This window comes from Sphingomonas sp., assembly GCF_965227385.1.
In the GTDB taxonomy this organism is placed as follows: Bacteria; Pseudomonadota; Alphaproteobacteria; order Sphingomonadales; family Sphingomonadaceae; genus Sphingomonas.
Map to the genome: position 1 here is coordinate 2,747,657 of NZ_OZ245750.1, position 23,882 is coordinate 2,771,538.

At 66.0% G+C, this 23,882-nt stretch carries 25 protein-coding genes and 1 tRNA gene; 5 read left to right on the forward strand and 21 right to left on the reverse strand.

What is annotated here, in order from left to right:
• Positions 1-43 precede the first annotated feature (43 nt).
• Both clpX and ACO05N_RS13460 read right to left on the reverse strand, forming a co-directional pair.
• Complete coding sequence (gene clpX, locus ACO05N_RS13455; RefSeq protein WP_422057583.1) at positions 44-1,312, reverse strand: ATP-dependent Clp protease ATP-binding subunit ClpX; 1,269 nt, start codon at positions 1,310-1,312, stop codon at positions 44-46.
• 107 nt (positions 1,313-1,419) lie between these two features.
• Entirely contained in the window at positions 1,420-2,091 is a 672-nt protein-coding gene (locus ACO05N_RS13460; protein ID WP_422057584.1) for an ATP-dependent Clp protease proteolytic subunit, read from the reverse strand.
• Positions 2,092-2,282: 191 nt separating this feature from the next.
• On the opposite strand from ACO05N_RS13460, the gene ACO05N_RS13465 reads away from it, so the two are divergent.
• A complete protein-coding gene (locus ACO05N_RS13465; protein WP_422057585.1) occupies positions 2,283-2,831 on the forward strand; it encodes a hypothetical protein in 549 nt (182 codons plus the stop codon).
• Between the two features lie 18 nt (positions 2,832-2,849).
• Here ACO05N_RS13465 and ACO05N_RS13470 read toward each other — a convergent pair whose 3' ends face one another.
• From ACO05N_RS13470 to ACO05N_RS13495, 6 genes are all read right to left on the reverse strand, one after another.
• On the reverse strand, positions 2,850-3,779 hold the full coding sequence (locus ACO05N_RS13470) for a glycosyltransferase family 2 protein (RefSeq protein WP_422057586.1): 930 nt from the start codon (positions 3,777-3,779) through the stop codon (positions 2,850-2,852).
• Between the two features lie 137 nt (positions 3,780-3,916).
• Complete coding sequence (gene tig / locus ACO05N_RS13475; protein WP_422057587.1) at positions 3,917-5,530, reverse strand: trigger factor; 1,614 nt, start codon at positions 5,528-5,530, stop codon at positions 3,917-3,919.
• Positions 5,531-5,596: 66 nt separating this feature from the next.
• Positions 5,597-5,681: transfer RNA gene (locus ACO05N_RS13480), tRNA-Leu, on the reverse strand.
• A gap of 111 nt (positions 5,682-5,792) precedes the next feature.
• A complete protein-coding gene (locus ACO05N_RS13485) occupies positions 5,793-6,185 on the reverse strand; it encodes a hypothetical protein (RefSeq protein ID WP_422057588.1) in 393 nt (130 codons plus the stop codon).
• Between the two features lie 50 nt (positions 6,186-6,235).
• A complete protein-coding gene (fixJ, locus tag ACO05N_RS13490; protein WP_422057589.1) occupies positions 6,236-6,856 on the reverse strand; it encodes a response regulator FixJ in 621 nt (206 codons plus the stop codon).
• The gene (locus tag ACO05N_RS13495) at positions 6,853-8,349 is read right to left on the reverse strand and encodes a PAS domain-containing sensor histidine kinase (RefSeq protein WP_422057590.1); all 1,497 of its coding nucleotides are present in this window, start codon (positions 8,347-8,349) and stop codon (positions 6,853-6,855) included. The genes fixJ and ACO05N_RS13495 overlap by 4 nt, the downstream gene beginning before the upstream one ends.
• Before the next feature lie 130 nt (positions 8,350-8,479).
• Between ACO05N_RS13495 and ACO05N_RS13500 the strand changes: the two genes are divergently transcribed.
• Complete coding sequence (locus ACO05N_RS13500; protein WP_422057591.1) at positions 8,480-9,133, forward strand: OmpW/AlkL family protein; 654 nt, start codon at positions 8,480-8,482, stop codon at positions 9,131-9,133.
• Between the two features lie 58 nt (positions 9,134-9,191).
• Here the strand turns inward: ACO05N_RS13500 and ACO05N_RS13505 are convergent, their stop codons facing one another.
• The 6 genes from ACO05N_RS13505 to ACO05N_RS13530 all read right to left on the reverse strand — a co-directional run bounded on the left by ACO05N_RS13505 (position 9,192) and on the right by ACO05N_RS13530 (position 14,991).
• Positions 9,192-9,857 carry an NAD(P)H-dependent oxidoreductase gene (locus ACO05N_RS13505; RefSeq protein ID WP_422057592.1) on the reverse strand — a complete coding sequence of 222 codons (666 nt, stop codon included), beginning with the start codon at positions 9,855-9,857 and terminating at the stop codon, positions 9,192-9,194.
• Positions 9,858-9,870: 13 nt separating this feature from the next.
• Entirely contained in the window at positions 9,871-10,674 is an 804-nt protein-coding gene (locus ACO05N_RS13510; RefSeq protein ID WP_422057593.1) for a universal stress protein, read from the reverse strand.
• A 76-nt stretch (positions 10,675-10,750) separates the two neighbouring features.
• The gene (gene hemN / locus ACO05N_RS13515; protein WP_422057594.1) at positions 10,751-12,097 is read right to left on the reverse strand and encodes an oxygen-independent coproporphyrinogen III oxidase; all 1,347 of its coding nucleotides are present in this window, start codon (positions 12,095-12,097) and stop codon (positions 10,751-10,753) included.
• Positions 12,098-12,103: 6 nt separating this feature from the next.
• Complete coding sequence (gene cydX / locus ACO05N_RS13520; protein ID WP_422057595.1) at positions 12,104-12,220, reverse strand: cytochrome bd-I oxidase subunit CydX; 117 nt, start codon at positions 12,218-12,220, stop codon at positions 12,104-12,106.
• 16 nt (positions 12,221-12,236) lie between these two features.
• Complete coding sequence (cydB, locus tag ACO05N_RS13525) at positions 12,237-13,385, reverse strand: cytochrome d ubiquinol oxidase subunit II (RefSeq protein WP_422057596.1); 1,149 nt, start codon at positions 13,383-13,385, stop codon at positions 12,237-12,239.
• A gap of 25 nt (positions 13,386-13,410) precedes the next feature.
• Entirely contained in the window at positions 13,411-14,991 is a 1,581-nt protein-coding gene (locus ACO05N_RS13530) for a cytochrome ubiquinol oxidase subunit I (protein ID WP_422058755.1), read from the reverse strand.
• 120 nt (positions 14,992-15,111) lie between these two features.
• On the opposite strand from ACO05N_RS13530, the gene ACO05N_RS13535 reads away from it, so the two are divergent.
• A complete protein-coding gene (locus ACO05N_RS13535; RefSeq protein WP_422057597.1) occupies positions 15,112-16,641 on the forward strand; it encodes an ATP-binding cassette domain-containing protein in 1,530 nt (509 codons plus the stop codon).
• The gene (locus ACO05N_RS13540; protein ID WP_422057598.1) at positions 16,638-18,218 is read left to right on the forward strand and encodes an ATP-binding cassette domain-containing protein; all 1,581 of its coding nucleotides are present in this window, start codon (positions 16,638-16,640) and stop codon (positions 18,216-18,218) included. The genes ACO05N_RS13535 and ACO05N_RS13540 overlap by 4 nt, the downstream gene beginning before the upstream one ends.
• A 50-nt stretch (positions 18,219-18,268) precedes the next feature.
• Here ACO05N_RS13540 and ACO05N_RS13545 read toward each other — a convergent pair whose 3' ends face one another.
• The 4 genes from ACO05N_RS13545 to ACO05N_RS13560 all read right to left on the reverse strand — a co-directional run bounded on the left by ACO05N_RS13545 (position 18,269) and on the right by ACO05N_RS13560 (position 20,956).
• Entirely contained in the window at positions 18,269-18,658 is a 390-nt protein-coding gene (locus tag ACO05N_RS13545) for a hypothetical protein (protein WP_422057599.1), read from the reverse strand.
• Positions 18,659-18,764: 106 nt separating this feature from the next.
• Positions 18,765-20,117 (reverse strand): DNA recombination protein RmuC, encoded by a 1,353-nt coding sequence (locus ACO05N_RS13550; RefSeq protein ID WP_422058756.1) that lies wholly within the window; start codon positions 20,115-20,117, stop codon positions 18,765-18,767.
• A gap of 92 nt (positions 20,118-20,209) precedes the next feature.
• Entirely contained in the window at positions 20,210-20,674 is a 465-nt protein-coding gene (locus tag ACO05N_RS13555; protein ID WP_422057600.1) for a DUF1465 family protein, read from the reverse strand.
• 84 nt (positions 20,675-20,758) lie between these two features.
• Positions 20,759-20,956 (reverse strand): YdcH family protein, encoded by a 198-nt coding sequence (locus ACO05N_RS13560; RefSeq protein ID WP_422058757.1) that lies wholly within the window; start codon positions 20,954-20,956, stop codon positions 20,759-20,761.
• Positions 20,957-21,045: 89 nt separating this feature from the next.
• Here ACO05N_RS13560 and ACO05N_RS13565 point away from each other — a divergent pair, with 89 nt between their 5' ends.
• Positions 21,046-21,246: a YdcH family protein gene (locus tag ACO05N_RS13565; RefSeq protein WP_422057601.1), complete on the forward strand. Its 201-nt coding sequence runs from the start codon at positions 21,046-21,048 to the stop codon at positions 21,244-21,246.
• 86 nt (positions 21,247-21,332) lie between these two features.
• Here the strand turns inward: ACO05N_RS13565 and ACO05N_RS13570 are convergent, their stop codons facing one another.
• The 3 genes from ACO05N_RS13570 to ACO05N_RS13580 all read right to left on the reverse strand — a co-directional run bounded on the left by ACO05N_RS13570 (position 21,333) and on the right by ACO05N_RS13580 (position 23,836).
• Complete coding sequence (locus ACO05N_RS13570; protein ID WP_422057602.1) at positions 21,333-21,704, reverse strand: PilZ domain-containing protein; 372 nt, start codon at positions 21,702-21,704, stop codon at positions 21,333-21,335.
• Between the two features lie 86 nt (positions 21,705-21,790).
• Positions 21,791-22,252, reverse strand: coding sequence for an RNA polymerase-binding protein DksA (dksA, locus tag ACO05N_RS13575; RefSeq protein WP_294016626.1), 462 nt, complete (start codon positions 22,250-22,252; stop codon positions 21,791-21,793).
• A 684-nt stretch (positions 22,253-22,936) separates the two neighbouring features.
• Positions 22,937-23,836: a hypothetical protein gene (locus tag ACO05N_RS13580; protein ID WP_422057603.1), complete on the reverse strand. Its 900-nt coding sequence runs from the start codon at positions 23,834-23,836 to the stop codon at positions 22,937-22,939.
• Positions 23,837-23,882 lie beyond the last annotated feature (46 nt).

Sequence of the window (23,882 nt, forward strand, 5' to 3'; positions counted from 1 at the left end):
CCGGTTGCCCGACGCCCGCTTGATCGATGGGTCGCGACGCCGCTCAGGCGGCGTCGCCGGCCTTCTTCTTCTCGGCCGAATAGACGCGGACCGGCTCCTTCGATCCGGCGACGACATCCTTGTCGATCATCACTTCGTCCACCCCGTCCATGCCGGGCAGGTCGAACATCGTGTCGAGCAGAATGCCTTCGAGGATCGAGCGGAGGCCGCGCGCGCCGGTCTTGCGCTCGATCGCCTTCTTGGCGACCGACACCAACGCGTCGTCGGTGAAGCTGAGCTTCACATTCTCCATATCGAACAGCTTCTGATACTGTTTCACCAGTGCGTTCTTTGGCTCGGTCAGGATCTTGACCAATGCCGGAATGTCCAGATCCTCGAGCGTCGCGACGACCGGCAGGCGGCCGACGAATTCGGGGATCAGGCCGAACTTGAGCAGATCTTCCGGCTCGGTCTGGCGCAGCGTTTCACCGGTGCGGCGTTCCTCCGGCGCGGCGACATAGGCGCCAAAGCCGATCGACTTGCCCTGAAGACGGTCGCCGATGATCTTTTCAAGGCCGCTGAACGCGCCTCCGCAGATGAACAGGATGTTGGTCGTGTCGACCTGCAGAAACTCCTGCTGCGGATGCTTGCGCCCGCCCTGCGGCGGAACGCTCGCGGTGGTGCCTTCCATCAGCTTGAGCAGCGCCTGCTGCACGCCCTCGCCCGACACGTCGCGCGTGATCGACGGGTTTTCCGCCTTGCGGCTGATCTTGTCGATTTCGTCGATGTACACGATGCCGCGCTGCGCGCGTTCAACATTATAGTCGGAGGCCTGGAGCAGCTTGAGGATGATGTTCTCGACATCCTCACCAACATAGCCCGCTTCGGTCAGCGTCGTCGCGTCGGCCATGGTGAACGGCACGTCAAGGATGCGGGCGAGCGTCTGCGCCAGCAGCGTCTTGCCGCAGCCGGTCGGCCCGACGAGCAGGATGTTGGATTTCGCCAGCTCGACATCCGCGCCCTTCGCGCCGTGGTTCAGTCGCTTGTAATGGTTGTGAACCGCCACCGACAGGACGCGCTTCGCCTGCTTCTGGCCGATCACATAATCGTCCAGCACGTCGCAGATTTCCTGGGGCGTCGGGACGCCACCGTCCTTCTTGCTGACCAGCGCCGATTTCGTCTCTTCGCGAATGATGTCATTGCAGAGTTCGACGCACTCGTCGCAGATAAACACGGTCGGTCCGGCGATCAGCTTGCGCACCTCATGCTGCGACTTGCCGCAGAACGAGCAGTAGAGCGTGCTTTTGGAATCGCCGCCGCTTAGCTTCGTCATTCAGTCTTCCTTTGCGTGCCGGGCCGCATCGCAGCCCGGCATCCTACAGCCGGGACAACGCCCGGCAACTCAAATTCGCCCCATAGCAGGGGAAGGTGAGCGTCAGATTAAGACGCCGCCCCTTCGCTGTCAGCAGGCTGGGGACGCTTTTCGTACACTTCGTCGACCAGACCGAACGCCTTGGCCTCATCAGCCTCGAGGAAGGTGTCGCGGTCCATCGCGCGCTCGATCTCCTCGAGCGGCTTGCCGGTGTACTTGACGTACAGGTCGTTCATCCGGCGCTTGATGCGCAGGATTTCCTTGGCCTGGATCTCGATGTCCGACGCCATGCCCTGCGCGCCACCCGACGGCTGGTGGATCATGATGCGCGCGTTGGTCAGTGCAACGCGCAGGCCCGGCTCACCCGCCGCGAGCAGGAAGCTGCCCATCGACGCGGCCTGGCCGATGCACACCGTGCCGACACGCGGACGGATATATTGCATGGTATCGTGGATCGCCATGCCGGCGGTCACCACGCCACCTGGCGAGTTGATGTACATCCAGATGTCCTTCTTCGGATTTTCCGATTCTAGGAAGAGCAGCTGGGCGGTAATCAGCGAGGCCATGTGATCCTCGACCGGGCCGACCACGAAGATGATCCGCTCGCGCAGCAGACGCGAATAGATGTCGAAGCTGCGCTCACCGCGGCTCGACTGTTCGATGACGATGGGAACCAGCGCGTTGGTGATCGGATCGCGCGTAAAGCCTTCGGGGGTCAGGAGACCGGCAAGGGGATGCATGTGGGATGTTCTCGTCAAATCTGTTTTTGCCCACCGCTACATCGGCGCTCGCATCGCGCGGCGCAAGGGGGGAAGAAGGTGAACGGCGTTCCTCGCCCCGCCAGACCAGCCCGTCTTTTCCGGTGCTCGGCAACCATTTCTGAACCCTTGTCTGCGATACCGGTCCTCTCCGCGAGCTGAAAGGGGCGCCAATGCGCCAGGACAAACGGACCATCATCGTCTTCGCGCTGCTCTACGCCGGCCTTGCCGGCGTCGCATTGGGGCCGTTGTTCGGCGCGGGCGGGTTCAACGATGCCACCTTCGGCATCGGGATGGTCATCGCCATCGCACTGATCCCTGTCACCGCCATCGTGCTCACGATGTTCGCGCACCTGTTTCTCCGCACGCCGACTTCCGCCGCGTCCCGTCCCCAGCAGGCGCGCCGCCCGGCCGAACCCGGACCGGTGCGCGACCATTTCGACTTCGCCTTTGCCGCGTGGAACGGGATCGAATCGGCGGAGGCCGTGGCGCGCCTGTCGCGCCGGCTCCACGCCCTCGATATCGCCCATCGGTTCGTGGACGGCGTGATCAGCGTTGTCGAAGAGGATGTGCGCTGGAACGTGGCGCCGGTCGTCGGGGCGTTGCGGATCGCAGGCTGGGTCGAGGCGCCGGAGCAGGAGACGCGCACGCTGATCGCGGCGGCGGTCGAAGAGTTCCTGATCGACGAGCTGGGCATCCATCTTGAGAAGATTGCCGCCTGACGGCGACCCGCTGGGCGATCAGAGGTGGGCGGGCGCCGGCTGCGCCAGATAGGCCAGCCGCTTCATCTCCCGCCGACCGCGCACCACGGTGTCGAGGATCAGTCCCGCAAAGCAGCTGAGCGCCGCCAGGATGACGAGCCCGGTGGCGAGAATGGCGGTCGGGAAGCGCGGGACCAGCCCGGTTTCCATATAGGTCGCGACCAGCGGGACGGCGAGAATCACCGCCAGCGCCGCCAGCGCCAGCGCGACGATCCCGAAGAACAGGATCGGCTTTTCGATCCGGTAGAGCGTCAGGATGGTCCGCGCGATCCGGGCGCCGTCGCGATAGGTCGAGAGCTTCGAAGCCGATCCTTCGGGCCGGGCAAGATAGCGCGTTTCCACCTCCCCCACCGGCATTTTGAGCTCCAGCGCATGGACGCTGATCTCGGTCTCGATCTCGAACCCGGACGACAGCGCGGGGAAGCTCTTCACGAACCGCCGCGAGAACACCCGATAGCCGGAGAAAATGTCGGTGAAGCTGCGCCCGAACAGCTGCGCGAGCAGCCCGGTCATCGCACGATTGCCGAGCACATGGCCTCGGCGATAGGCATCGGCGGCCTCATGCACCCGGGTGCCGACCACCATGTCGAGCCCCTCTTCGCGCATCTTCGCGATCATCGCGGGCGCGGCGACCGCGTCATAGGTCGCATCGCCATCGGCCATGACGTAGATGTCGGCATCGACATCGGCGAACATGCGCCGGACGACATTGCCCTTGCCCTGCGTCCGCTCGGTCCGCACGATCGCACCGGCCTCGCGCGCTACCGAGACAGTGCGGTCGGCACTGTTGTTGTCGTAGACATAGACCGTCGCATGGGGGAGCGCGGCCCGGAACCCCGCGACCGTCTGCGCGATCGCGGCTTCCTCGTTATAGCAGGGCAGGATCACTGCGATGCGCGGTTCGGTCACGCCATCCCCCACTACGTCACCCCGGACTTGTTCCGGGGTCCACCGGAGGCTGAGCGCATCGCAATAGCCTCAAGCACTCACTGTGCGGCACCGTGGACCCCGGCACAAGGCCGGGGTGACGATGGATATTGAAGGTCTCAGTCCGCCTTTTTCTTGGCCGGAGCCTTCTTCTTCGGTGCGTCGGCCTCGGCTTCGGCGTCGTCGGCCTTGGCGGCCTTCTTCGCGGGAGCCTTCTTGGCCGGAGCTTCCTCGGCCGAAGCCTCTTCCGCCTTGGCCTTCGCCTTCTTGGCCGGCTTCACCTCTTCGGCAGCGGCTTCCGCAACGGGCTCTTCGGCCTTCTTCGCCTTGGCCTTCTTGGCGGGCTTGTGGTCGTGATCATGGTCGTGGTTGCAGTCCGGGCCATGGACGTGCGGCACCGCGCCTTCCTCGCTCTCGATGGCGGCTTCCAGCTCTTCGCGGGTCACTTCGCGCTCGCTGACCTCAGCCTTGCCGAACAGGAAGTCGACGACCTTGTCCTCATAAAGCGGGGCGCGCAGCTGAGCGGCGGCCATCGGCTCCTGCTGGATATACTGGAAGAAACGCTGCTGGTCTTCCGGGCGGTACTGCTGCGCAGCCTGGGCGATCAGGCGGTTCATTTCCGCCTGGGTCACTTCGACGCCATTCGCCTGGCCGATTTCCGACAGCAGCAGGCCAAGGCGCACGCGACGCTCGGCGATCGCGCGGTAATCGTCCTTTTCCTTCTCCAGCTCGGCCTTTGCGGCTTCGGGATCTTCCTCATGGCCGGCTTCGTGCTGAAGCTGCGCCCAGATCTGCTGGAACTCGGCCTCGACCATCGACGGCGGGACCGGGAAGTCGTGCCCGGCGGCGAGCTGGTCGAGCAGCTTGCGCTTCATGTACGTGCGCGTCAGCCCGCCCGTCTCATTCTCCATCTGGCCGCGCAGGATGCCGCGCAGCTGATCGAGGCTCTCGAGGCCCAGATTCTTGGCGAGGTCTTCATCGACCTTCACTTCGCCAGCGGTCTTCACCGCAGTGATCTTGAGATCAAAGGTCGCGGGCTTGCCGGCCAGCGTGTCGACGCCATAATCCTCGGGGAAGGTCACTTCGATCTGCTTTTCGTCGCCAGCCTTCACGCCGACGATCTGGTCCTCGAAGCCCGGGATCAGGCGGCCCGAGCCGATCTCGATCGCCATACCCTCACCGGTGCCGCCGTCGAATGCGACGCCGTCGACCTTGCCGACGAAGTCCATCGTGACCTGGTCGCCCTGCTTCGCCTTGTAGCTGGGCTTGGCGTCTTCCCACGCCTTTTGCTGGCCGGCGATCTGCATGATCTGCGCGTCGACCGCTTCGTCGCTGACGGGGACGATCAGGCGCTCGAGCTTCAGACCCTCGATCGACGGGGTCGGGACGTCGGGCAGGACTTCCAGCTCGACCTTCACCTCGGCGTCGCTGCCGGGGGCGAACTCGCCCTCCAGGCTCACCGAAGGCTGCATCGCGGGACGGAGCTTGTGGTCGGCGATCAGCTTCTGCACGCCTTCCTGGATGGTCGTGTTGAGCGCGTCCTGGGTCAGCGCCTCACCGTGCATCTTACGGACCAGATTGGTCGGCACCTTGCCGGGGCGGAAGCCGGGCATGCGGATCTGGGGGGCCACGCGCTTCACTTCGGCATCGACGCGGCTGTCGATATCCTTGGCGGTGATCTTGAGGGTGTAGGCGCGCTTGAGGCCTTCGTTCAACGTCTCGACGGTCTGCATTCTAACGGGCTTCCTGCTCTGGAAGTGGAATCGGAGTCGCGGCGTCCCCTCACGCCGGGCGGAAACTGGTGCGGGCGAAGGGACTCGAACCCCCACATCTTGCGATACTGGTACCTAAAACCAGCGCGTCTACCAGTTCCGCCACGCCCGCATTCAGGACACCGCAGGTCGGGCGCGTCTATAGCAAGGCGGGTGCCCGGGGCAAGGGTGATGCCGATAATGGTGCAGAATCGCGAAAACCGGCGCTGTTGGGCGGTCCTTTTCAGGCCGTCAGACCGATCCGCCAGGCATGCGGCGCTACGGGATGCGCGAAAATCAGGTCGCTCGCGCGGATCATCGCGCCGTCGCGCACAGGCAGCGCGCCGGGTTCGGCGATCACGGCCAACCGACCGCACCAGCCGCGCGCACGCAGCCGCTCGACCGCTTCCAGACTGCATCCATCGGTGCGAACCGATAGGACCAGCCAGTCAGCCTCAACCGCCTTGGCATCCTCGGCAAGAGCACGCGTGCTGTCATAGGACCGGACGCGATGCCGTTGGCCCGACAGCACCATATGCAAGGCACGCCGCGACCCGTCGTCGGGATCGACCAGCGCGATTGCCAGCGCCGGTTCGTCCGCGTCGGTCGCAGGGGGAATGGTGGTACGCTGATCCATCGCGCGCCATCGTGCCGAAAAGCGGCGGTCCCCGCGTTACGGAAATGTCCTTAGTCGGGCGCGTCGAGACCCGCCGCAAAGGCGATGCGCAGCGCTTCGGACAGGCTGCGCACCTCCAGCTTGGTCATCACGTTGGCGCGGTGCACCTCCACCGTGCGCGGCGAGATTCCGAGGTCATAGGCGATGGTCTTGTTGGGATGGCCCGCGACCAGCCCGCGCAGCACGTCGCGCTCGCGCGGCGTCAGCGCGGCGATGCGCACCGCAGCCTCCTGCCCCTCGACCTCGGCGGTTTCCGCCCTGCCCAACCGTTCGAAGCCGCGGTCGAGCGCCGCGAGCAGCAGCGCCTTCTCAAAGGGCTTTTCCAGGAAATCGAGCGCGCCCTGCTTCATCGCGGTGACGGCGGTGACGACGTCGCCATGGCCGGTCAGCACGATGACTGGCAGCGCAACACCGCGCGCGTTCAGTTCGCGCTGCACTTCCAGACCGTCCATCTCCGGCATGCGGATGTCGAGCAGGATGCACCCCGGATCGGGATGCCGTGCTTCCTTCAGGAAGGCGACGCCCGATGCATAGGCGCGCACGTCATAGCCGGAGGTCTTGAGCAGGAAGCTCGCCGACCGGCGCACCGAATCCTCGTCATCGATCAAGTGGATCAGCGGCTTTTCGCTCATTCTTGGGTCTCCGCACTGGGAATGGTGAACCACAGGGTTGTGCCGCCACTAGGCCGGGACTCGGCATCGATTCGCCCGCCATGCGCTTCGATGATCGTGCGACAGATCGACAGGCCGAGGCCGAGGCCGTCGGGCTTGCTGGTGTTGAACGCGTCGAACAGGCGTGGGCGGATAGCCGGGTCGATGCCGGGGCCGGTGTCGCTCACTTCGACCCGGATCATGCCGTCGCCCTGCACGCGCGTGGCGATGGTGACGTCGCGTACCGGCATGTCCGCCAGCGCCTCGACCGCGTTCCGGATCAAATTGACCAGAACCTGTTGGATTTGGACCCGGTCGACCAGCGCGAGGCGGGCATCGGGATCGAGATCCTTGAGGCCGCGCACGCCGCGCTCCCGCGCCCCGGTCATCGCGAGCCGCGTCGCCTCCTCCACCATCTGCGGGAGCGATTCGACGCGCTTTTCGACCTCGCCGCGCGCGACAAACTCGCGCAGCCGCCGCACGATATTCCCAGCACGCAACGCCTCGGTCCCCGACTCGGTGACGGCTTCATGAAGCATGTCCAGGTCCGGCGCGCCCGCCGCGATCAGGTCGCGCGCCGCCTCCATATAATTGGCGATCGCGGTCAGCGGCTGGTTGAGTTCATGCGCCAGCGTCGATGCCATAGTGCCCATCGCCGACACGCGCGAGACGTGCACGAGCTCGGACTGAAGCTCCTTCATACGCAGCTCGGCGCGCTGGCGTTCGGAAAGATCGCGGATGAACCCGGTAAAGATGCGGTGCCCGGCACTGCGCGCCTCGCCGACCGCCAGCTCCATCGGAAACTCGCTCCCGTCGCGCCGCTTGCCCACGACGATGCGCCCGATGCCAATGATCCGACGCTCCCCCGTGCGACAATAATGCTCGACATAATCGTCGTGTCGCAGCCGGTCCCCGTCGGGCATCATCATCGCGATATTCTTGCCCACGACTTCGGATTCCGAATAGCCGAAGAGGCGCTCCGCCGCCGCGCTGAACGAAAGGATCTGGCCGCGATCGTCGATCACGATCATCGCATCGGGGACGGTCGCAAGGATCGAGCGCAGGTGCAGCTCGCTGCGCGCCACCGCGCCCGCCGCCGCCTTGCGATCGGTAATGTCCTCGATCGTCCCGCCAAAGCCGAGCAGCGTCCCGCCCTCGTCGCGCAGCGCGATGATGCGGGCGTCGGCGGCAAATTCGGTCGAATCCTGGCGCCGCCGCCATCCTTCCTCGGCATAGCGGCCATAGGTCACGGCGCGGTCAAGATCGTCGCGCGGCTTGCCCGCCGCGGCATCGGCCGCGGAATAGAGCATCGCCATCGGCTGCCCGACCGCCGCCGCAGCCTCATAGCCGAGCAGGATCTGCGCGCCGGGGTTCCAGCTGCGGATCGTGCCGTCGGGATCGATCAGGAACTGCGCGCGATCGAGGTCGCTGGCAATGAACCGCGCGGCAAGTTTTTCGACGATATCGCCGCTCATATCCATGTCCCGCCTATGCCCGCAGCATCCGGGCAAAACCCATTGGGAAAACTACCAATGCAGCCGCGCGCCGCAATGTCCGATGCCCCCGCCGCGCATCCTTCGCGCAGAACGTAGCGGGGAACTACCCATGAAGACCACCCATCTTGTCATCGGCGCGCTGGCCTGTGCGGTCGGCGTCCAGCCTGCCATCGCCAAGGAAGGCGATTTCCTGGTCCGCGGCCGCGCCATCCTGGTCGCCCCGACCGAAAGCTCCGGCCCGGTCACGCCCGGCTTTCCGGGCAGCGAGGTCGGCGTCAGCAACAGCGTCATGCCGGAAGTCGATTTCACCTATATGCTCACCGACAATATCGGGACCGAACTGATCCTGGCCACGACCAAGCACGACGCGCAGGGGCGCGGCACGCTGTCGGGCTTCGACGAGCTCGCCAGCACCTGGGTGCTGCCGCCCACGCTGACGTTGCAATATCATTTCGCGCCGGAGGCAAAGGTCCGCCCCTATGTCGGCGCGGGCGTCAACTACACGATCTTCTACTCGACCAAGGCAAGCGACGCGCTCGTCGCCGCGATCGGCGCCACCAGCGTCGAGATGGACGACAGCTTCGGCTATGCGCTGCAGGCCGGCGTGGACATCGACCTGAATGAAAAGGTCTTCCTGAACCTCGACGTCAAGTACATCGACATGGACACGACGGCGCGGCTGCGCACCGGCGCTGCCACGAACACCGCGCGGGTCAGCATCGATCCGATCGTCGCGGGCGTGGGCATCGGCTTCCGCTTCTGAACGAAAAGGGCGGCGATCCGGTCGGGTCGCCGCCTTTTTTCGTGCCTGACCGTCGATTTCAGACGTTGGGTTCGAGCAGGAGTTTCGGCGGCAGATCGCCATAGCGCAGCACCGTCGCACGCTCGCGCGCGGTCTGGCGGACGATCTCGAGATGCTCGGCGACAAAACGCGCATCGAGCCCCGGCACGATCGCGTCGAAATGGACATGGTGGCAATCCGACAGACCAAAGGCGCGGGTCAGGTAGATGTCGAACGCCTGTTTGAGCGCCAGCCACTGCCCGCGCTCCTCCAGCCAGGGCCGCGTCGCCGCAGAGGTCGAGAAGATGATCAGCTGTTTGCCCCGCAGCGCCGGGCTGGGCAGCTGCGCCTTCAGTTCCTCGGGCGAGAAATCCGCGCCGAGCACGCGATCGACATAGCCCTTGATCATCGCCGGCGGCATGCCGAACCAGATCGGATAGACCAGCACGATCGCGCTTGCTTCCTCGATCTGGGCGAGTGAGGTCGCGACATCGGGGCGCGGCTTGAACCCCGGCCCGGGCAGTTCGTCGCGCCGCAGCAGCGGGTCGAAGTTGCGCGCATAAAGATCGTCGACCTCGACGATCTGGTGCAGCCGCTCGACCTCTTCGCGATAGGCGCGGACGATCGCGTGGTTGAAGCTGTCGAGGCCGGGATGCCCCAGCACCACCAGATGGCGCAGGGACGCAGGGTCACGCGGCTGTATCATCGATTTCGCTCCGTCATTGCGCGAGGAAAACGGGATAGGGGCTATGATGCAGCAGGTCGCGCGTCACCCCGCCGAACAGCGTTTCGATCAGGCGCGAATGGCCAAAGCCGCCCATCACGATCATGGCCGGTTCGATCTTGAGCGCCTGTGCCAGGATCTGTTGTCCGACGCGGCCGGGTTCGGCCGGCACGACCATGATCTCGGGACGGATGCCGTGACGCGACAGATAGCTCGCGGCGAGCTCCGGCGGATGCTTGAGCGATCCGGCGTCGATGCTGAGGATCCGCACTTCGCGCGCAAGACCGAGCAGCGGCACGGCTGCGCGCAGTGCGGCGTCGGACTCGTCGGACCCGTCCCATGCAACCAGCGCGGTCCCGCTGAGCGTAAGGCCGCGCGTGGCGCAGGGCACCGCGAGCACCGGGCGGTTGAGCCGCAGCATCGACGCGACGACTCCGTCCATCTCGCCGCCGGGAAATCCGTCGAACACGGTGTTGATGACGACGAGATCGGTCAGCGCGGTGTGCGAAGCGAGGCACGATGCGACGTCGCCCATGCACTCGGCCAGCGTCCAGGGCGCATCCTCCATGGTCAGCCGCGCCGTGATGCGCGCGCGGTTTTCCTCCTGAACGTCCAGTTCTTCCGCGATATGCGCGGCAAGGTTGCCCGGACCGATCATCGGATCTTCGGCCATCGGCGGCATCGCGGTCACATCGATCGCGATCAAATGCCCATGGAGCCCGCGCACCAGATCGAGCGCAGCCTGGAACCGCGCTTCCTGTCCCGCATCAGCGTGGATCAATACGGCGACATTCTTCACTGCCTGTCTCCCAAATTATGAGATCAGGGTAAGGCCCGCCGGGCAGCGCCTATATGAGGAGTGATACGTAGTTCGTTCAGACGGCCGCGCTGAATTGCCCGCGACTGACCGTGCGATAGCGGTCGAACGCCGCCGCCGCGAGCCGGGCATAGGGCGCGCCGAGCGGGGTCACCGCGATCGACCAGCCGTCGCGTGCAACCACCCCCTGCCCTGCGAGCGCGTCCAGCAACGCCGGATCATGGCACAGCTGGTCCGCCGTCATGCCGTGCGTCGCGGCGGTCGCGGCGACGTCGACATGGCCGTCGCACAATAGCCGCTCGATCACGGCTCCGGCTGCAACATCATGCGCGTCACGCCGGACGCCGCGGACGCCGGCAAGCTCGCCGCCGAGCACCGCCATGCGATAGCGACCGACATGCTTTTCATTCTGGACGATCACGCCATCGAACTGGCTGATCGCCGATGCGCCGAGGCCGATCAGCGTCGAAGCGCGGTCGTCCGTAAAACCCTGGAAGTTCCGGCGGAGCTCGCCCGCCCGCGCGGCTACCGCCAGACTGTCATCGGGACGCGCGAAATGGTCGAAGCCGATCGCCTCGAACCCTGCCTCGACCCACAGGTCATGGGCAAGCGCACGCTGCCAGAACCGCGCCTCTGCCCCGGGCAGCTTCGACGCATCGATCCGCCGCTGGCGCGGAAGCATTGCGGGCAGATGCGCATAGCCGAACATCGCGACCCGATCGGGCGCGAGCCTCCGCGCAGCGGCAATCGTTGCGGCGATGTCGTCGAGCGTCTGGCCGGGAAGTCCATACATCAGGTCTAGATTGATCTGCTCGACCCCGGCGCTACGCGCCTCGGCAATGGCCGACGCGACCTTGGCGAAGGGCTGGATGCGCCCGATCGCCGCCTGCACCAGCGGCGCAAAACTCTGCGCGCCGACGCTGATCCGCCCGATCCCGGCGCGCGCAAAGGCATAGGCATGCGCGCGGCCGAAGAAGCGCGGGTCGATCTCTGCCGCCCAGTCCGCATCCGGCGCGATGTCGAAGCGCTGACGCAGCGTTCCGCAGATTTCGGCAAAAGCTGTTGGGCTCAGCGCATTGGGGCTGCCCCCGCCGAAATGCACCGCCGTCACCCGGCCCCGCATCCGCGCCGAAACCGTGGCGATCTCCGCCTCGATCGCAGCCCGATAGACATCGAGCCGCTGCGGCCGCCCCACCGCCCCCGTGTTGCACCCGCAATACCAGCAGATCTGCTCGCAATAGGGGATGTGAAGGTAGAGCGAGACCGGCGCGCCCGGGGCGATGGCGTCGAGTGCGGCAGCCTGATCCCCCGCCCCCACCGCCGGTCCGAACTCGGCGGCGGTCGGGTAGCTGGTGTAGCGAGGGACCGCACGGGCGGCGAGTGCCGGGAGGTAGCGGTGGGTCACCGACCGTCAGCCCTCAACCGTTTGGTCTTGCGACGGCGGCGAATGAAACTCGTGCCAGATGCCGTTGAGCACGGCGACGGCGACGGCCAGCGTCACGCCGAGGATCCAGGCAAAATACCACATGGCGGCTTCCTTTCGATCAGTAGAAATCGGGGTTGGTGCGGACCTGTTCGGCCGTCACCCGACCGAACAGCACGCGATAGACCCATGCGGTGTAGGCGAGCACGATCGGCAGGAAGACGAGCGTCACGCCCAGCATGATGAACAACGTCGTGTGGCTCGACGACGCGTTCCACACCGTCAGGCTGGATGCCGGGTCGATCGCGCTCGGCAGGATGAACGGGAACATCGACAGGCCGACCGTCCCGATGATGCCGATATTGGCGAGCGAGGACCCTGCGAACACCAGCACGTCGCGCCGCGCGCGGATCCCGGCCAGCGCCACCAGCGGACCGACCAGACCGATTAGCGGTGCGGCGATCATCCACGGATAGGCCGCATAATTGTCGAGCCACGCACCGGGGGCCGCGACCGCGCTGGCGAGTCGGGGGTTGGACGGGCCAGCGGTATCGATCAGACCCTCGACCCGGAAGCCAAGCCCGCCCCAGGCGACATAGGCGCCACCAGCAGCGAACAGCACGACTGCCGCAACCGCCGCGACCTGACCGATCGTCCGCGCCCGATCGAGCACCGGCCCCTGCTCCGCCTTCAGCGACAGCCAGCCCGCGCCGTGCAGCACCAGCATTGCGACCGAGAGCAGCCCGGCAAGCAGGCTGAACGGGGTGAACAGGCCAAGCAACGTGCCGTCATAGAAGGAGCGCAGGTCGCTATCGAGGCGGAAGGGCAGCCCGAGCAGGACATTGCCGACCGCGACGCCGAACACCAGAGCGGGCACGAACCCGCCGACGAACAGCGCCCAGTCCCAGCGCGAACGCCATTTCGGGTCCGGCCGCTTCGAGCGATATTTGAACCCGACCGGCCGCAGGATCAGCGCGGCGAGGACCAGGAACATCGCGAGGTAGAAGCCCGAGAAGCTGACCGCATAGACGAACGGCCATGCGGCAAAGATCGCGCCGCCGCCGAGGATGAACCACACCTGGTTCCCCTCCCACGTCGCGCCGACGGTGTTGATTACCATGCGGCGTTCCTCATCGGTCTTGGCGACCCAGGGCAGCAGCGACGCGACGCCAAGGTCGAAGCCGTCGGTCAGGGCAAATCCGATCAGCAGCACGCCCATCAGCAGCCACCAGATGACGCGGAGCGTCTCGTAATCGAGCGGTAGGGTCATGATTGGTCTCCTTGTCCCGCGCGGCTCATTCGGCCGCGACGGTCTGGAAGGGGTTGGGCGCGCCGGCGGGAGCCATCGGCTCGGCTTCGGGCGTGCCATGTTCGGGGCCATGCTTGATCGCGGCGAGCATCAGCCGCACCTCGATCACCGCCAGCACGCCATAGATCAGGGTGAACCCGACGATCGTGGCCCACACCTGACCGAGCGTCAGGCTGGACGCGCCGAGGAAGGTCGGCAGCACGCCCTCGACCGCCCAGGGCTGTCGGCCGATCTCCGCGATCAGCCAGCCGGCCTGGATCGCGATCCATGGCAGCGGGATCACCCACAATGCCGTGCGCAGGAACCATTTGCGGTCGAACTTGCGCGTATTGGCGTAGTAGAGCGCGACCCCGAAGAACGCGATGAAGAAGAAGCCGAGGCCCGCCATCCCGCGGAACAGCCAGAACAGCACCGGCACGTTCGGAACGGTCGACCACGCCGCCTTGTCGATCGTCGCGGCATCGGCCTGACGCGGATCGGCGACATAGCGCTTGAGCAGCATCGCATAGCCGAGATCGGCCTTGTTCCGCTCGAACTGCTCGCGCGCGGCGAGGTTGGTGCGGTCGACCTTGAGCTTTTCCACTGCATCATAGGCATCGATGCCGCGGATGATGCGGACGCGGGCCTGTTCGACCAGCGGCGTGATGCCGGCGACCTCGCCGGTCAGGCTACGGGTGGAAATGAGGCCGAGGACATAGGGGATCTTGACCTCAAACTTGGTCTCGCGCCCTTCGTTCGACGGGATGCCGAAGATCGACAGGCCCGCCGGCGCGGGTTCGGTGTGCCAGGCGCCCTCGATCGCAGCGAGCTTCATCTTCTGGTTGTCGGTCAGCGCATAGCCGCTCTCGTCACCCAGCACGACTACGGAGAGCGAGGCGGCCAGGCCGAAGGCGGCGGCCACCGCGAAGCTGCGCTTGGCAAACTCAAGATGCCGCCCTTTGAGCAGATACCAGGATGAAACGCCCAGCACGAACACTGACGCGAGGACATAGCCTGCGCTGACGGTATGGACGAACTTCGCCTGCGCGACGGGGTTAAACACCACCGCCATGAAGTCGACGACCTCCATCCGCATCGTTTCGGGATTGAAGCGCGAACCGGTCGGATTCTGCATCCAGCCATTGGCCACCAGGATCCACACCGCCGACAGGTTGGTGCCGAGCGCGACGAGGAAGGTGGTCAGCAGATGCTGGCGCTTGGACAATTTGTCCCAGCCGAACACCATCAGGCCAACGAACGTCGCCTCGAGGAAGAAGGCCATCAGCCCTTCGATCGCGAGCGGCGCGCCGAACACGTCGCCGACATAGTGCGAATAATAGGCCCAGTTGGTGCCGAATTCGAACTCCATCGTGATGCCGGTGGCGACACCGAGCACGAAGTTGATTCCGAACACCTTGCCCCAGAACCGCGTGATGTCGCGCCAGATCGGCCGGTCGGTGATCACATACACCGTCTCCATGATCACGAGCATGAAGGCGAGGCCGAGCGTCAGCGGCACGAACAGGAAGTGATACATTGCCGTGAGCGCGAACTGGAGCCGCGACAATTCGACAACTGCCATGTCTATCGTCATTGTTTCCCCCATTTCCGGGACTTGTGCCGCGCCGCAGTAAGAAGTGCGCTGGCGTGCCGACATCGGGAATAGTACGGACTCGACCCGGCCCACAATTGGACAGAAGGTCCACTCATGCGGAAGAACAGTCGCGCCGGAGCGTTCTGGCTCCTCGACATCGGCGGCGCGGCGATCTTCGCCTGGGGATTGGCGACGGCGGTTGCGGCGCTGATCGCTGGCGCGTCGCCGCTTGCCGGGGTTCTGGCGATGCTGGTCGGCGGGATGGTCCGCGGGTTTTGCGGGTTTACCGCTCAATCGCTCGCGATCCGGGACGCGCAGCGCGGCGTCGCGCCGTTGCGCGCGCGACTGCATCGCCGCCTGCTCGGCGAAGCACTGCCTCGCGCAATCCCGGTCGGAGAGAGCGCGGCGATCGCGATCGACCATGTCGACCGGATCGAGGCGCATGCCGCGCGCTTTCTGCCCGTCCGCACCGCCGCTGCGCTGGGGCCATTGCTGGTCGCCGGCTGTGTCGCGCTGGCCAGCTCGGTTGCCGCCGCGATCCTGATCGGTACGCTGATCCCGTTTGTGCTGGGCATGATCCTGGCCGGCACGATGGCGCGCCGCGCCGCCGATGCGCAGTTGCGCGCGCTGGAGCAACTCTCCGACCTGTTTGTCGAGCGGCTGCGCAGCCTGGCGATGATCCGCCATTTCGGCGCGGGCGAGCGGATCACGCGCCAGATCGGCGCCGCCACCAGCGGCGTGGCGACGCGCACGCTCGCAGTACTGCGGATCGCCTTTCTCTCCAGCGCGGTGCTGGAGTTCTTCGCCGCGCTGTCAGTTGCGCTCGTCGCGGTCTATTGCGGGTTCAGCCTGCTCGGCATCCTGCCGTTTCGCGTCCCCGAAGTGCTGACCTTCCGCGAGGCGCTGTTCGCGCTGGCGATGGCGCCCGAATTCTATCTTCCGATGCGCAGGCTCGCCGCCGCCTATCACGAGAAGCAGCTTGGCGAGGCGGCACGCGCGGTGGTCGATCCGCTCGACCAACCCCTGCCCCCACCCCGTATTCCCGAGCCGTTCGACGGTCTTGAAGCGCAGGACTTGGCGATCACATGGCCGGGCGCGCGGATCGGGCCGATTTCATTTCGGCTTGCCCGAAGGGGAATGATCGCGCTGACCGGACCAACGGGCAGCGGCAAGACCAGCGTACTTGCCGTGTGCGCCGGGCAGGTCGCCCCATCCGATGGCACCGTCACCGCGCTCCGGCCCGAGGATATCGCCTGGGCGGCTCAGCGACCGTTGGTGGTGCCGGGGACACTGCGTGACAATCTCGCGCTCGCCCGGCCAGATGCGGGAGATGACGCAATCCGCGCCGTGTGCAGCCGCGTTGGCCTCGATCCCTTGCTCGCCGCACGCGGTGGGCTCGACCTTTCGCTCGATCATCGCGCGGCGGGATTGTCGGGCGGGGAGTTGCGGCGGCTCGGCCTCGCGCGGGCGCTGCTGTCGGGACGCCCACTCCTGCTGTGCGACGAGCCCACCGCCGATCTGGACGCGGCGAGCGCAGAACGGATCGGCGCGTTGTTGGCCGAGCTGGCGACCACCCACGCGATCATCGTCGCAACGCACGATATGGCGCTCGCCGCGCGCGCGCAGGCGGAGGTGCGGCTATGAGCAAGCTGGATCAGGTTGCGGCGCAACTGGGGGTTGGACGCCGCGTGGGGCTTGGCTGGGCGCTCCTCCTATCGGGCATCGCAGCGGCAGCGTCGGTCGGCTTGGTCGGCATTTCGGGCTGGTTCCTGACCGGCGCGGCGATTGCAGGGGCCGGCGGCATGGCGGCAGTCACCGCGTTCAACTATCTGCTGACCAGCGCCGCGATCCGTGCACTCGCAATTGCCCGCACCGCCGCGCGCTATGGCGAGCGGCTGACCAGCCATGGCGCGGCGCTGACGGCGATGGCGGGACTGCGCACGCGCCTGTTCGGCACGCTCGCCGCCGCCGATCCGCGTCGAGTACCCGATCTGGCCAGCGGAGAAGCCAGCGCACGGCTGATCGACGATATCGAGGCGATCGAAGATCTGGTGGTGCGCCGCTCCGCCCTGCCCGGTGCGCTGGTCGGCGGCGTGATCGCGACCGGTTGCATCGCGCTGTCTGGATGGCGCGCGGCGGCGGCATTCGTGCTGCTCGCAGTCGTCGGTTTGATCGTCGGGGCAGCGCTGGCGCGGCGTCTGAGCGTGGGGCCGGCCCGCGCGGCCGCACAGGCGCGCGGCCGGGTGCGCGAGCGCTATGTCGAACTGGCCGCCGCGCGGCCGGAGATCATCGCTTATGGCCTGGCCGACCGGATCGAGGCGGCACTGGCGGCGGAACTGGCGGCGCTCGACCGGGCGCGGCGCGGGCTGGCGCGGGGCGAGGCGGCGCTGAGCGGCGGGGTCGCATTGTGGAGCACGGTGCTGGCGGTGGTCGTCCTGCTACTCGCGGAGCACGGACCGGCGCTCGCCGCGCTGGCGACGCTCGCGGCATTCTCGGGGAGTGAGGCGCTGGCAGTGCGGGTGCGCAGCGCGTTGCGTGAGGCGGTCGTGGCCGAGGGGCTGGAGCGCGTCTCCACCTTGGCCGATATTGCGTCTGAGCCGGCCCCGCAATCCGGTGCGGTCGCCCTGTCGCTACGCATCGGAGCGGTCGAGGTCGCACCCGGCGCGCGGCTAGTCATCACGGGACCGTCTGGGAGCGGCAAGACCACACTGATCGAGACGCTCGCCGGGCTGCGTTCCGACCCCCTCCCGCTCGCGGTGGGCGGGACCCCCGTAGCGGAGGTCGCCGCCGCGGACCTGGCGTCCCAGTTCGCGCTCGCCCCGCAATCGCCGCAGCTGATCGCCGGGACCATCGGCGACAATCTCCGGCTCGCCCGCCCGGGAATAGACGATGCCGCGATGTGGGGTGCGCTCGAAACGGTGTGCCTTGCTGATCGCGTGCGCGCGATGCCGGACGGTTTAAGCACCCCGGTCGGCGAAGCGGGCGGAACCCTGTCCGGCGGGGAGCAGAAGCGCTTGTCGCTGGCGCGCGCGCTGCTGGCGGAGCGACCCTGGCTGGTGGCGGACGAACCCAGCGAAGGTCTCGACCCGACGACCGAGGCTGAACTCGTCGCGCGCCTCGATGCGTGGCTGGCGGCGACCGGCACCGGTCTGATCCTGGTGTCCCACCGCCCCACCCCACGTGCCTTGTGCGCGCAGGCGCTTGCATTGCCGCTCAGCTAGGCCGTCGTTGCATCAAGCGAACGACCCCCAGACGCCCCCCTTGCTGTCGATCAGCGACGTACTTGCTGATAGCTTATCTTAACGCCCGACACCGCCTGGTCCTGTTCGAAGATGCGCGATTTGGACGCATAGCGAATGAGCAGGTGGTCAGGCGCTAGCCATTTCATTTCCGCCCACGGCCCACCCCAATCGCCGGCGGTTGCGGCCCCATGATCGTCATCGGCCCGAAAGGTGTTTCCGCCGCCCGAGAGCTGCTCCCCATTCTCAATAACAGAGATTTGCGTCGAGAATCCTGTAGTGGCACCGCAACCGCGGTTGAACATCACCGCGCTACGACTCCCTGTTGGATCGTCGGCACGGGTAATCACGATGTTTGTGCACTTGTCCGAACAAGCGCCCAGACCGCATATTCCGATGATAGGGGCGATCAGCCTTCGCACACAGTCTGATGTAGCTCACAGGGTGATACGGTCAATGACCACTTCCCACCCCTAGCCGGACATTCCGGCACTTTGCGAACAGTGGCCGTCGATGGCTTATGGCTCATCATCCCGCCGCCCTGAGCGCGTCCTCGTCCTCCGATTCAACTCTAGTCGCATGGCTGGCCAGCAGCTCGACCGGGGGCACGCTCTCGATCTCGCGGGCGCCGGTTTCGATGTTCAGTTCCTTGAGCTTGCGCGCCGACACCAAGGCGCGGGTCTCGAGCGAGCTGGCAAAGGCGTTGAAATTCTTGACCGCCGTATTGAGGCCGCTGCCGACCGTGCGCAGGTCGCCCAGCGCCTTGGCCAGCCGGTCATAGAGCTCCTTGCCCAGCGCGCCGATCTGCCGCGCTTCCTTGGCCAGCATCTCCTGCCGCCACACCGCCGCCACCGTGCGCGCGATCGCGATCAAGTTGGTCGGTGTCGCCAGCAGCACGCGCTTCTCGAACGCAAAGTCCCACAGCGTTGGATCATGCTCCAGCGCCGCCGACAGGAAATGCTCGCCCGGCACGAACATGATGACATAATCGGGCGCGTCGTCGAACTGCGTCCAATAGGCTTTGTTGCCCAGCGCGTTGACATGCGCCTTCATCGCCGCGGCATGCTGGCCGAGGCCGATCTGGCGCTCCTGCTCATCCACCGCGCCGAATGCGTCCTGATAGGCGTTGAGCGACACCTTGGCGTCGATCACCAGCGCCTTGCCGCCGGGGACCCGCACGATCGCATCGGGGCGCAGTCGCCCGCCTTCCTCCTGCGCGACGCTCACCTCGGTCATGAAGTCGGTGTGTTCGGACAGGCCGCAGGTTTCGAGAACGTTGCGCAGCTGCTGCTCGCCCCAGCGGCCGCGCGACTTGGGGGCGTTGCGCAGCGAATTGACCAGCTTGGCGGCCTCCTGGCTCACCCGCTCCTGCCCGATCCGCATCTGTTCGATCTGGCCCTTGAGCTCGCCGAACGCGTCGCGCCGCTCGGCCTCGACCTTGGCGACGCCTTCCTCATAGCGCTGCAGCCGCTCGGTCACCGGCTGCAGCAGTGCCTTCAGATTCTGACCCGCCGCGCTCTCGGACTCCTTGAAGCGGTCTTCGGCACGCTTGAGGAACGCGGCCTGGGTTTCGGCGAGCATCGTGCCCGCGACCTCGCGGAACTGGCCGGTCAGGCGCTCCTCAAGTCCCTCGGCCTTGACGCGAAGCTCCGCCAGCTCGATCCGCGCGGCATCGCGCTGGTCGCGGATCGCGGACAGTTGTTCGCGCAGTTCGGGGAGCTCGCGCGCGCGCTCTTCTGCTGCGGCAAGATCCGTGATCGCTGCCTTGAAGTCCGCTTCCCGCCGATCGCGATCCGCCCGCAGCGCGGCATTCGCTCGGCTTCCCGCAAACCAGCCGAGCAACGCTCCGACCGCCAGCGTCACCAGCAAAGCCACTGTCATTTCGATCGACACGCCACTTCCCTTCTGCTCCGTCGGCGACGGAACATAGACCGAACGTGCGCCGGGTTACAGGGTTAATCGCAGGCCGAAGATCAGAAGGCGTGGGCGAGCCGGTCGAGCATCGTCCGCGCCGGGCTGACCGGGACATCGATATCCGCGTCCAGCGCGGCGTCGAGCCGGGCGATGCGGCGATGCAGGTCGATACTCGCGGCGATCAGATGCTGGGCACCCAGCGGCATTGCATCCAGCGCGGCGCGATCGGTCACCGGCGCCTCTCCCAGCCGGCGCGAGGGATGTTGCGCATCCCCCGGGCCAATCTCCCCCGCCGCGACCGCGCGCTGGGTCAGCAGCCAGGCGATGCTGTGCATCAGGCGGGTCGTGACTTTCAGCGACTCGCACGAGAAGATCACGCGATCCATCGCGCCGAGCATGTCGCGCTGTTCGCGACCCACCACGTCGAAATAGGCGCGCGCCTCATCAGCGAGCAGCATCGACTCGGTATAGAGCGAGTCGATCAGCGCGCGCTGAACGCGCATGGTTTCCACTTCCCCGGTCATGGGACGGAAAGCTGACAGAAAGACTTCATTAACGAAATAGACATCTGCATACCCCGCTTGTCCCAAAGCGGCGCGGTGGTGACATCAAGCGATGATATCGGGGATCAGCTGATCCTCGAGCATCGCGATCTCGTCACGCAACAGCAGCTTCCGCTTCTTGAGTCGGGCGATCTGCAGCTGGTCCGGCATCGCCGTGTTGGCGAGCGCTTCGATCGCGGCGTCGAGATCGCGATGATCGACGCGAAGCAGCTCCAGCCGCCGCAGAATCTCGCCTTCGTCCATCACTCGCCCATCCCCGCGCTCAACCCGTCGCATGTCGCCGTTGCCCTGTCGATGGGTAGTTATGCAAGGGGCGACATACCGCGCGAATCATGTTCTATTCGCTGTCCCCCAACCAGAGCAGGAGGATTGCATCCATGCAAAACGCGCATCTCTCGGCACTTGAGGCCAAGCATGCATCACTCGATCGGCGGATCGTGGCCGAATCGCAGCGGCCCGCTCCTGATCAGATGATCCTCGCCGACCTGAAGCGGCGCAAGCTCAAGCTCAAGGAAGAAATCGCGTTTAGCTGACACGGCTCACCGGGTTGCCCCGCGGTTGCGGGGCGGCCCCTCGCCGCCACCCGTCGCGTTGCGCAGCCGTGGCGAGCGCCCCCGGTTCAACCCCGGAAAATATGCGGTTTGACGAAATGCGGCGTGTTGGTCCCGCCACCGACCGGCTTACGCGCCAACAGCGGATCGATCGGGCGATCGAACGCGATGCCGATCCGGCCTTCGGCACTCCATGCGACATGGCCCCGGATCCAGCCGACGCCGCGAACATTGATTTCGACCGGCATCCCCGAATCGACCGGCTCGCCATATTCGGCCATCAGCCCGCCGGCCGAGATATTCCGGACGCGGACCGACACATCGACCTTTTCGATACGCAGCGTTGCAGCCAGGAACAGGCTGTCGCGCACGGCATTGCGCTGGCTGGCGGGATCGTCGTTGAAACGTCCACTGAAAGGGTCGGAAGAGAACTGGTCCATCTGCCGCTCGTGCTCACGTGTTACGCGCGGAGTTTAAAGCAGCAATGGCTATCGAAACCGTTAACTCGGAGCCGTGAAGCCGGCGCTCACTCCTCGCGGGAGACTTTCTCGTTGCGCTCGTGGCGCTCCTGCGCCTCGACCGTCATCGTCGCGATCGGACGTGCCTCGAGCCGGGCAAGGCTGATCGGCTCGCCGGTTACCTCGCAATAGCCATACTCGCCCTCCTCGATCCGACGCAGCGCTGCGTCGATCTTGGAAATCAGCTTGCGCTGGCGGTCGCGCGTGCGCAGCTCGATCGACCAGTCCGTTTCGCTCGAGGCCCGGTCGGTCAGATCCGCTTCACGCAGCGAATCGATCTGAAGCTGGTTCAGCGTTCCCGCCGCTTCGCGATGGATCGCGTCCTTCCAGGCGAGCAGCTTCTCCCGAAAATATTGCTGCTGGCGCGCGTTCATGAACGGCTCGTCGGCAGTCGGACGATAGCCATCGGGCAAATCGTTCGCGGCGACAGGTTTCTCAGGATCGTCGCGGTGATCGAAAACGGTCGCCATCCCACACTCCACAACGGGATCGGATGGCTGGGCCGATCACAATCCCCTTATCCCCGGCGCGCCCTATATCGGGGCAAATTGGGTATCACAAGCTACCGAATCCACAGATTCGTGCGCCAAGCCGTTCTTGGCATGCGGGAAATTACAGCGACCTGAACCAACATGCAGTTTTATCACACTAAACCGGCCTGCACGCTTAAGCATAATTTAAACCTAGCCGGAGATTCCGTCCCCTTAAGGCACATTAACCATAGGCGATCCAAAGCATCGGCAAATAATAGCTCCGATCAGCGCGAAACTATGGTTAACGACATTGAACTTAATACTTTCTTCTGCACTTCTACGGCAATAACCCGCCAAACGGGTGCAATGCGCACCGCGCGGCGGCCGGGGACAAGAGAGAAGCAGAATGTCGGTTCGGATGGCCTTGGCAAAACTGTGCGCCTGCGCATGCGGCGGAGCCGTTGTCGGCGGCGGCGCAGTGCATGTCGCCGAAACCCGTGCCGAGCGCGGCTATCAGCAGCAGCGCCAGTCGGTGAAGCAGGGCGTAGTCCAGCGCCGCGTGGTTAAGCGCCCGCTGCGCAAGCGCGTCGTCCGCCGCACGGTGACGACGAGCGCACAGTGCCAGCCCCAGGTTCTGACTGTCACGACACAGGGTACCGCGATCCCCCTGCCCCCGCCGACCTATGGGTCAAGCGGCGAGATGCCGGTCGTCGGCGGCGGCGGTGGCGGCGGCGGTGGTGCGGCAGCGGCAGTGACCGGAGGCAGCAGCGGTGGCTTTGTCGGTGGCTTCTTCGCCGGCGGCTTTTTCGGCGGATCGAGCGGCGGCAGCGGCGCATCGGGCAGCGGCGGCATCGTCATTTCCTCGACCAGCAGCACCAGCGGCGGTTCGACCTCCACCTCGGGCGGCTCGACTTCAACTTCAGCGGGCGGGTCCTCGGGCGACGTGTCGTCGTCCAGCGGCAGCGTCAGCTCGACATCGTCGACGGGCGGTTCGTCATCGTCCACGGGCGGCCTGTCGAGCACCAGCACCTCGTCTACCGGTGGATCTTCGACCAGTTCGGCGTCGGGCGGATCCTCGGGCAACGTCTCATCGGCCTCTGGCGGCTCGTCGGGCGACGTATCCTCTTCGTCAGCGTCGGGCGGTTCGTCCGGCAATGTGTCGTCGTCGTCGAGCGGCGACGTATCGTCTGCCTCGGGTGGTTCGTCGGGTAACGTGTCATCCGCTTCGAGCGGTGACGTATCTTCGTCTGCTTCGTCGTCGGGCGACGTGTCGTCATCGACATCGGCTTCGTCCTCCGGCGACGTCTCGACCTCGACTTCCGCCAGCTCTTCGGGCGACGTTTCGACCTCATCGTCCAACTCGTCTGCCTCGTCGACGTCAGCCTCGTCCTCGGGCGACGTATCCTCCTCGACTTCGAGCGGGTGGAGCACATCGAGCGGGTGGAGCACGTCCACCAGCAGCTCGACCTCGTCGGGCACGTCGAGTGGGACCAGCAGTTCGTCGGGTGGCCCCGATCCGGTTCCCGCGCCGCCGATGGTGCTGCTGTTCGGCGCCGCCGCGGCCGCACTGGTGGTGCGCAAGCGGTTCCAGAACCGCAAGGCAAAGGACGCCGCGGCGGCCGGATAA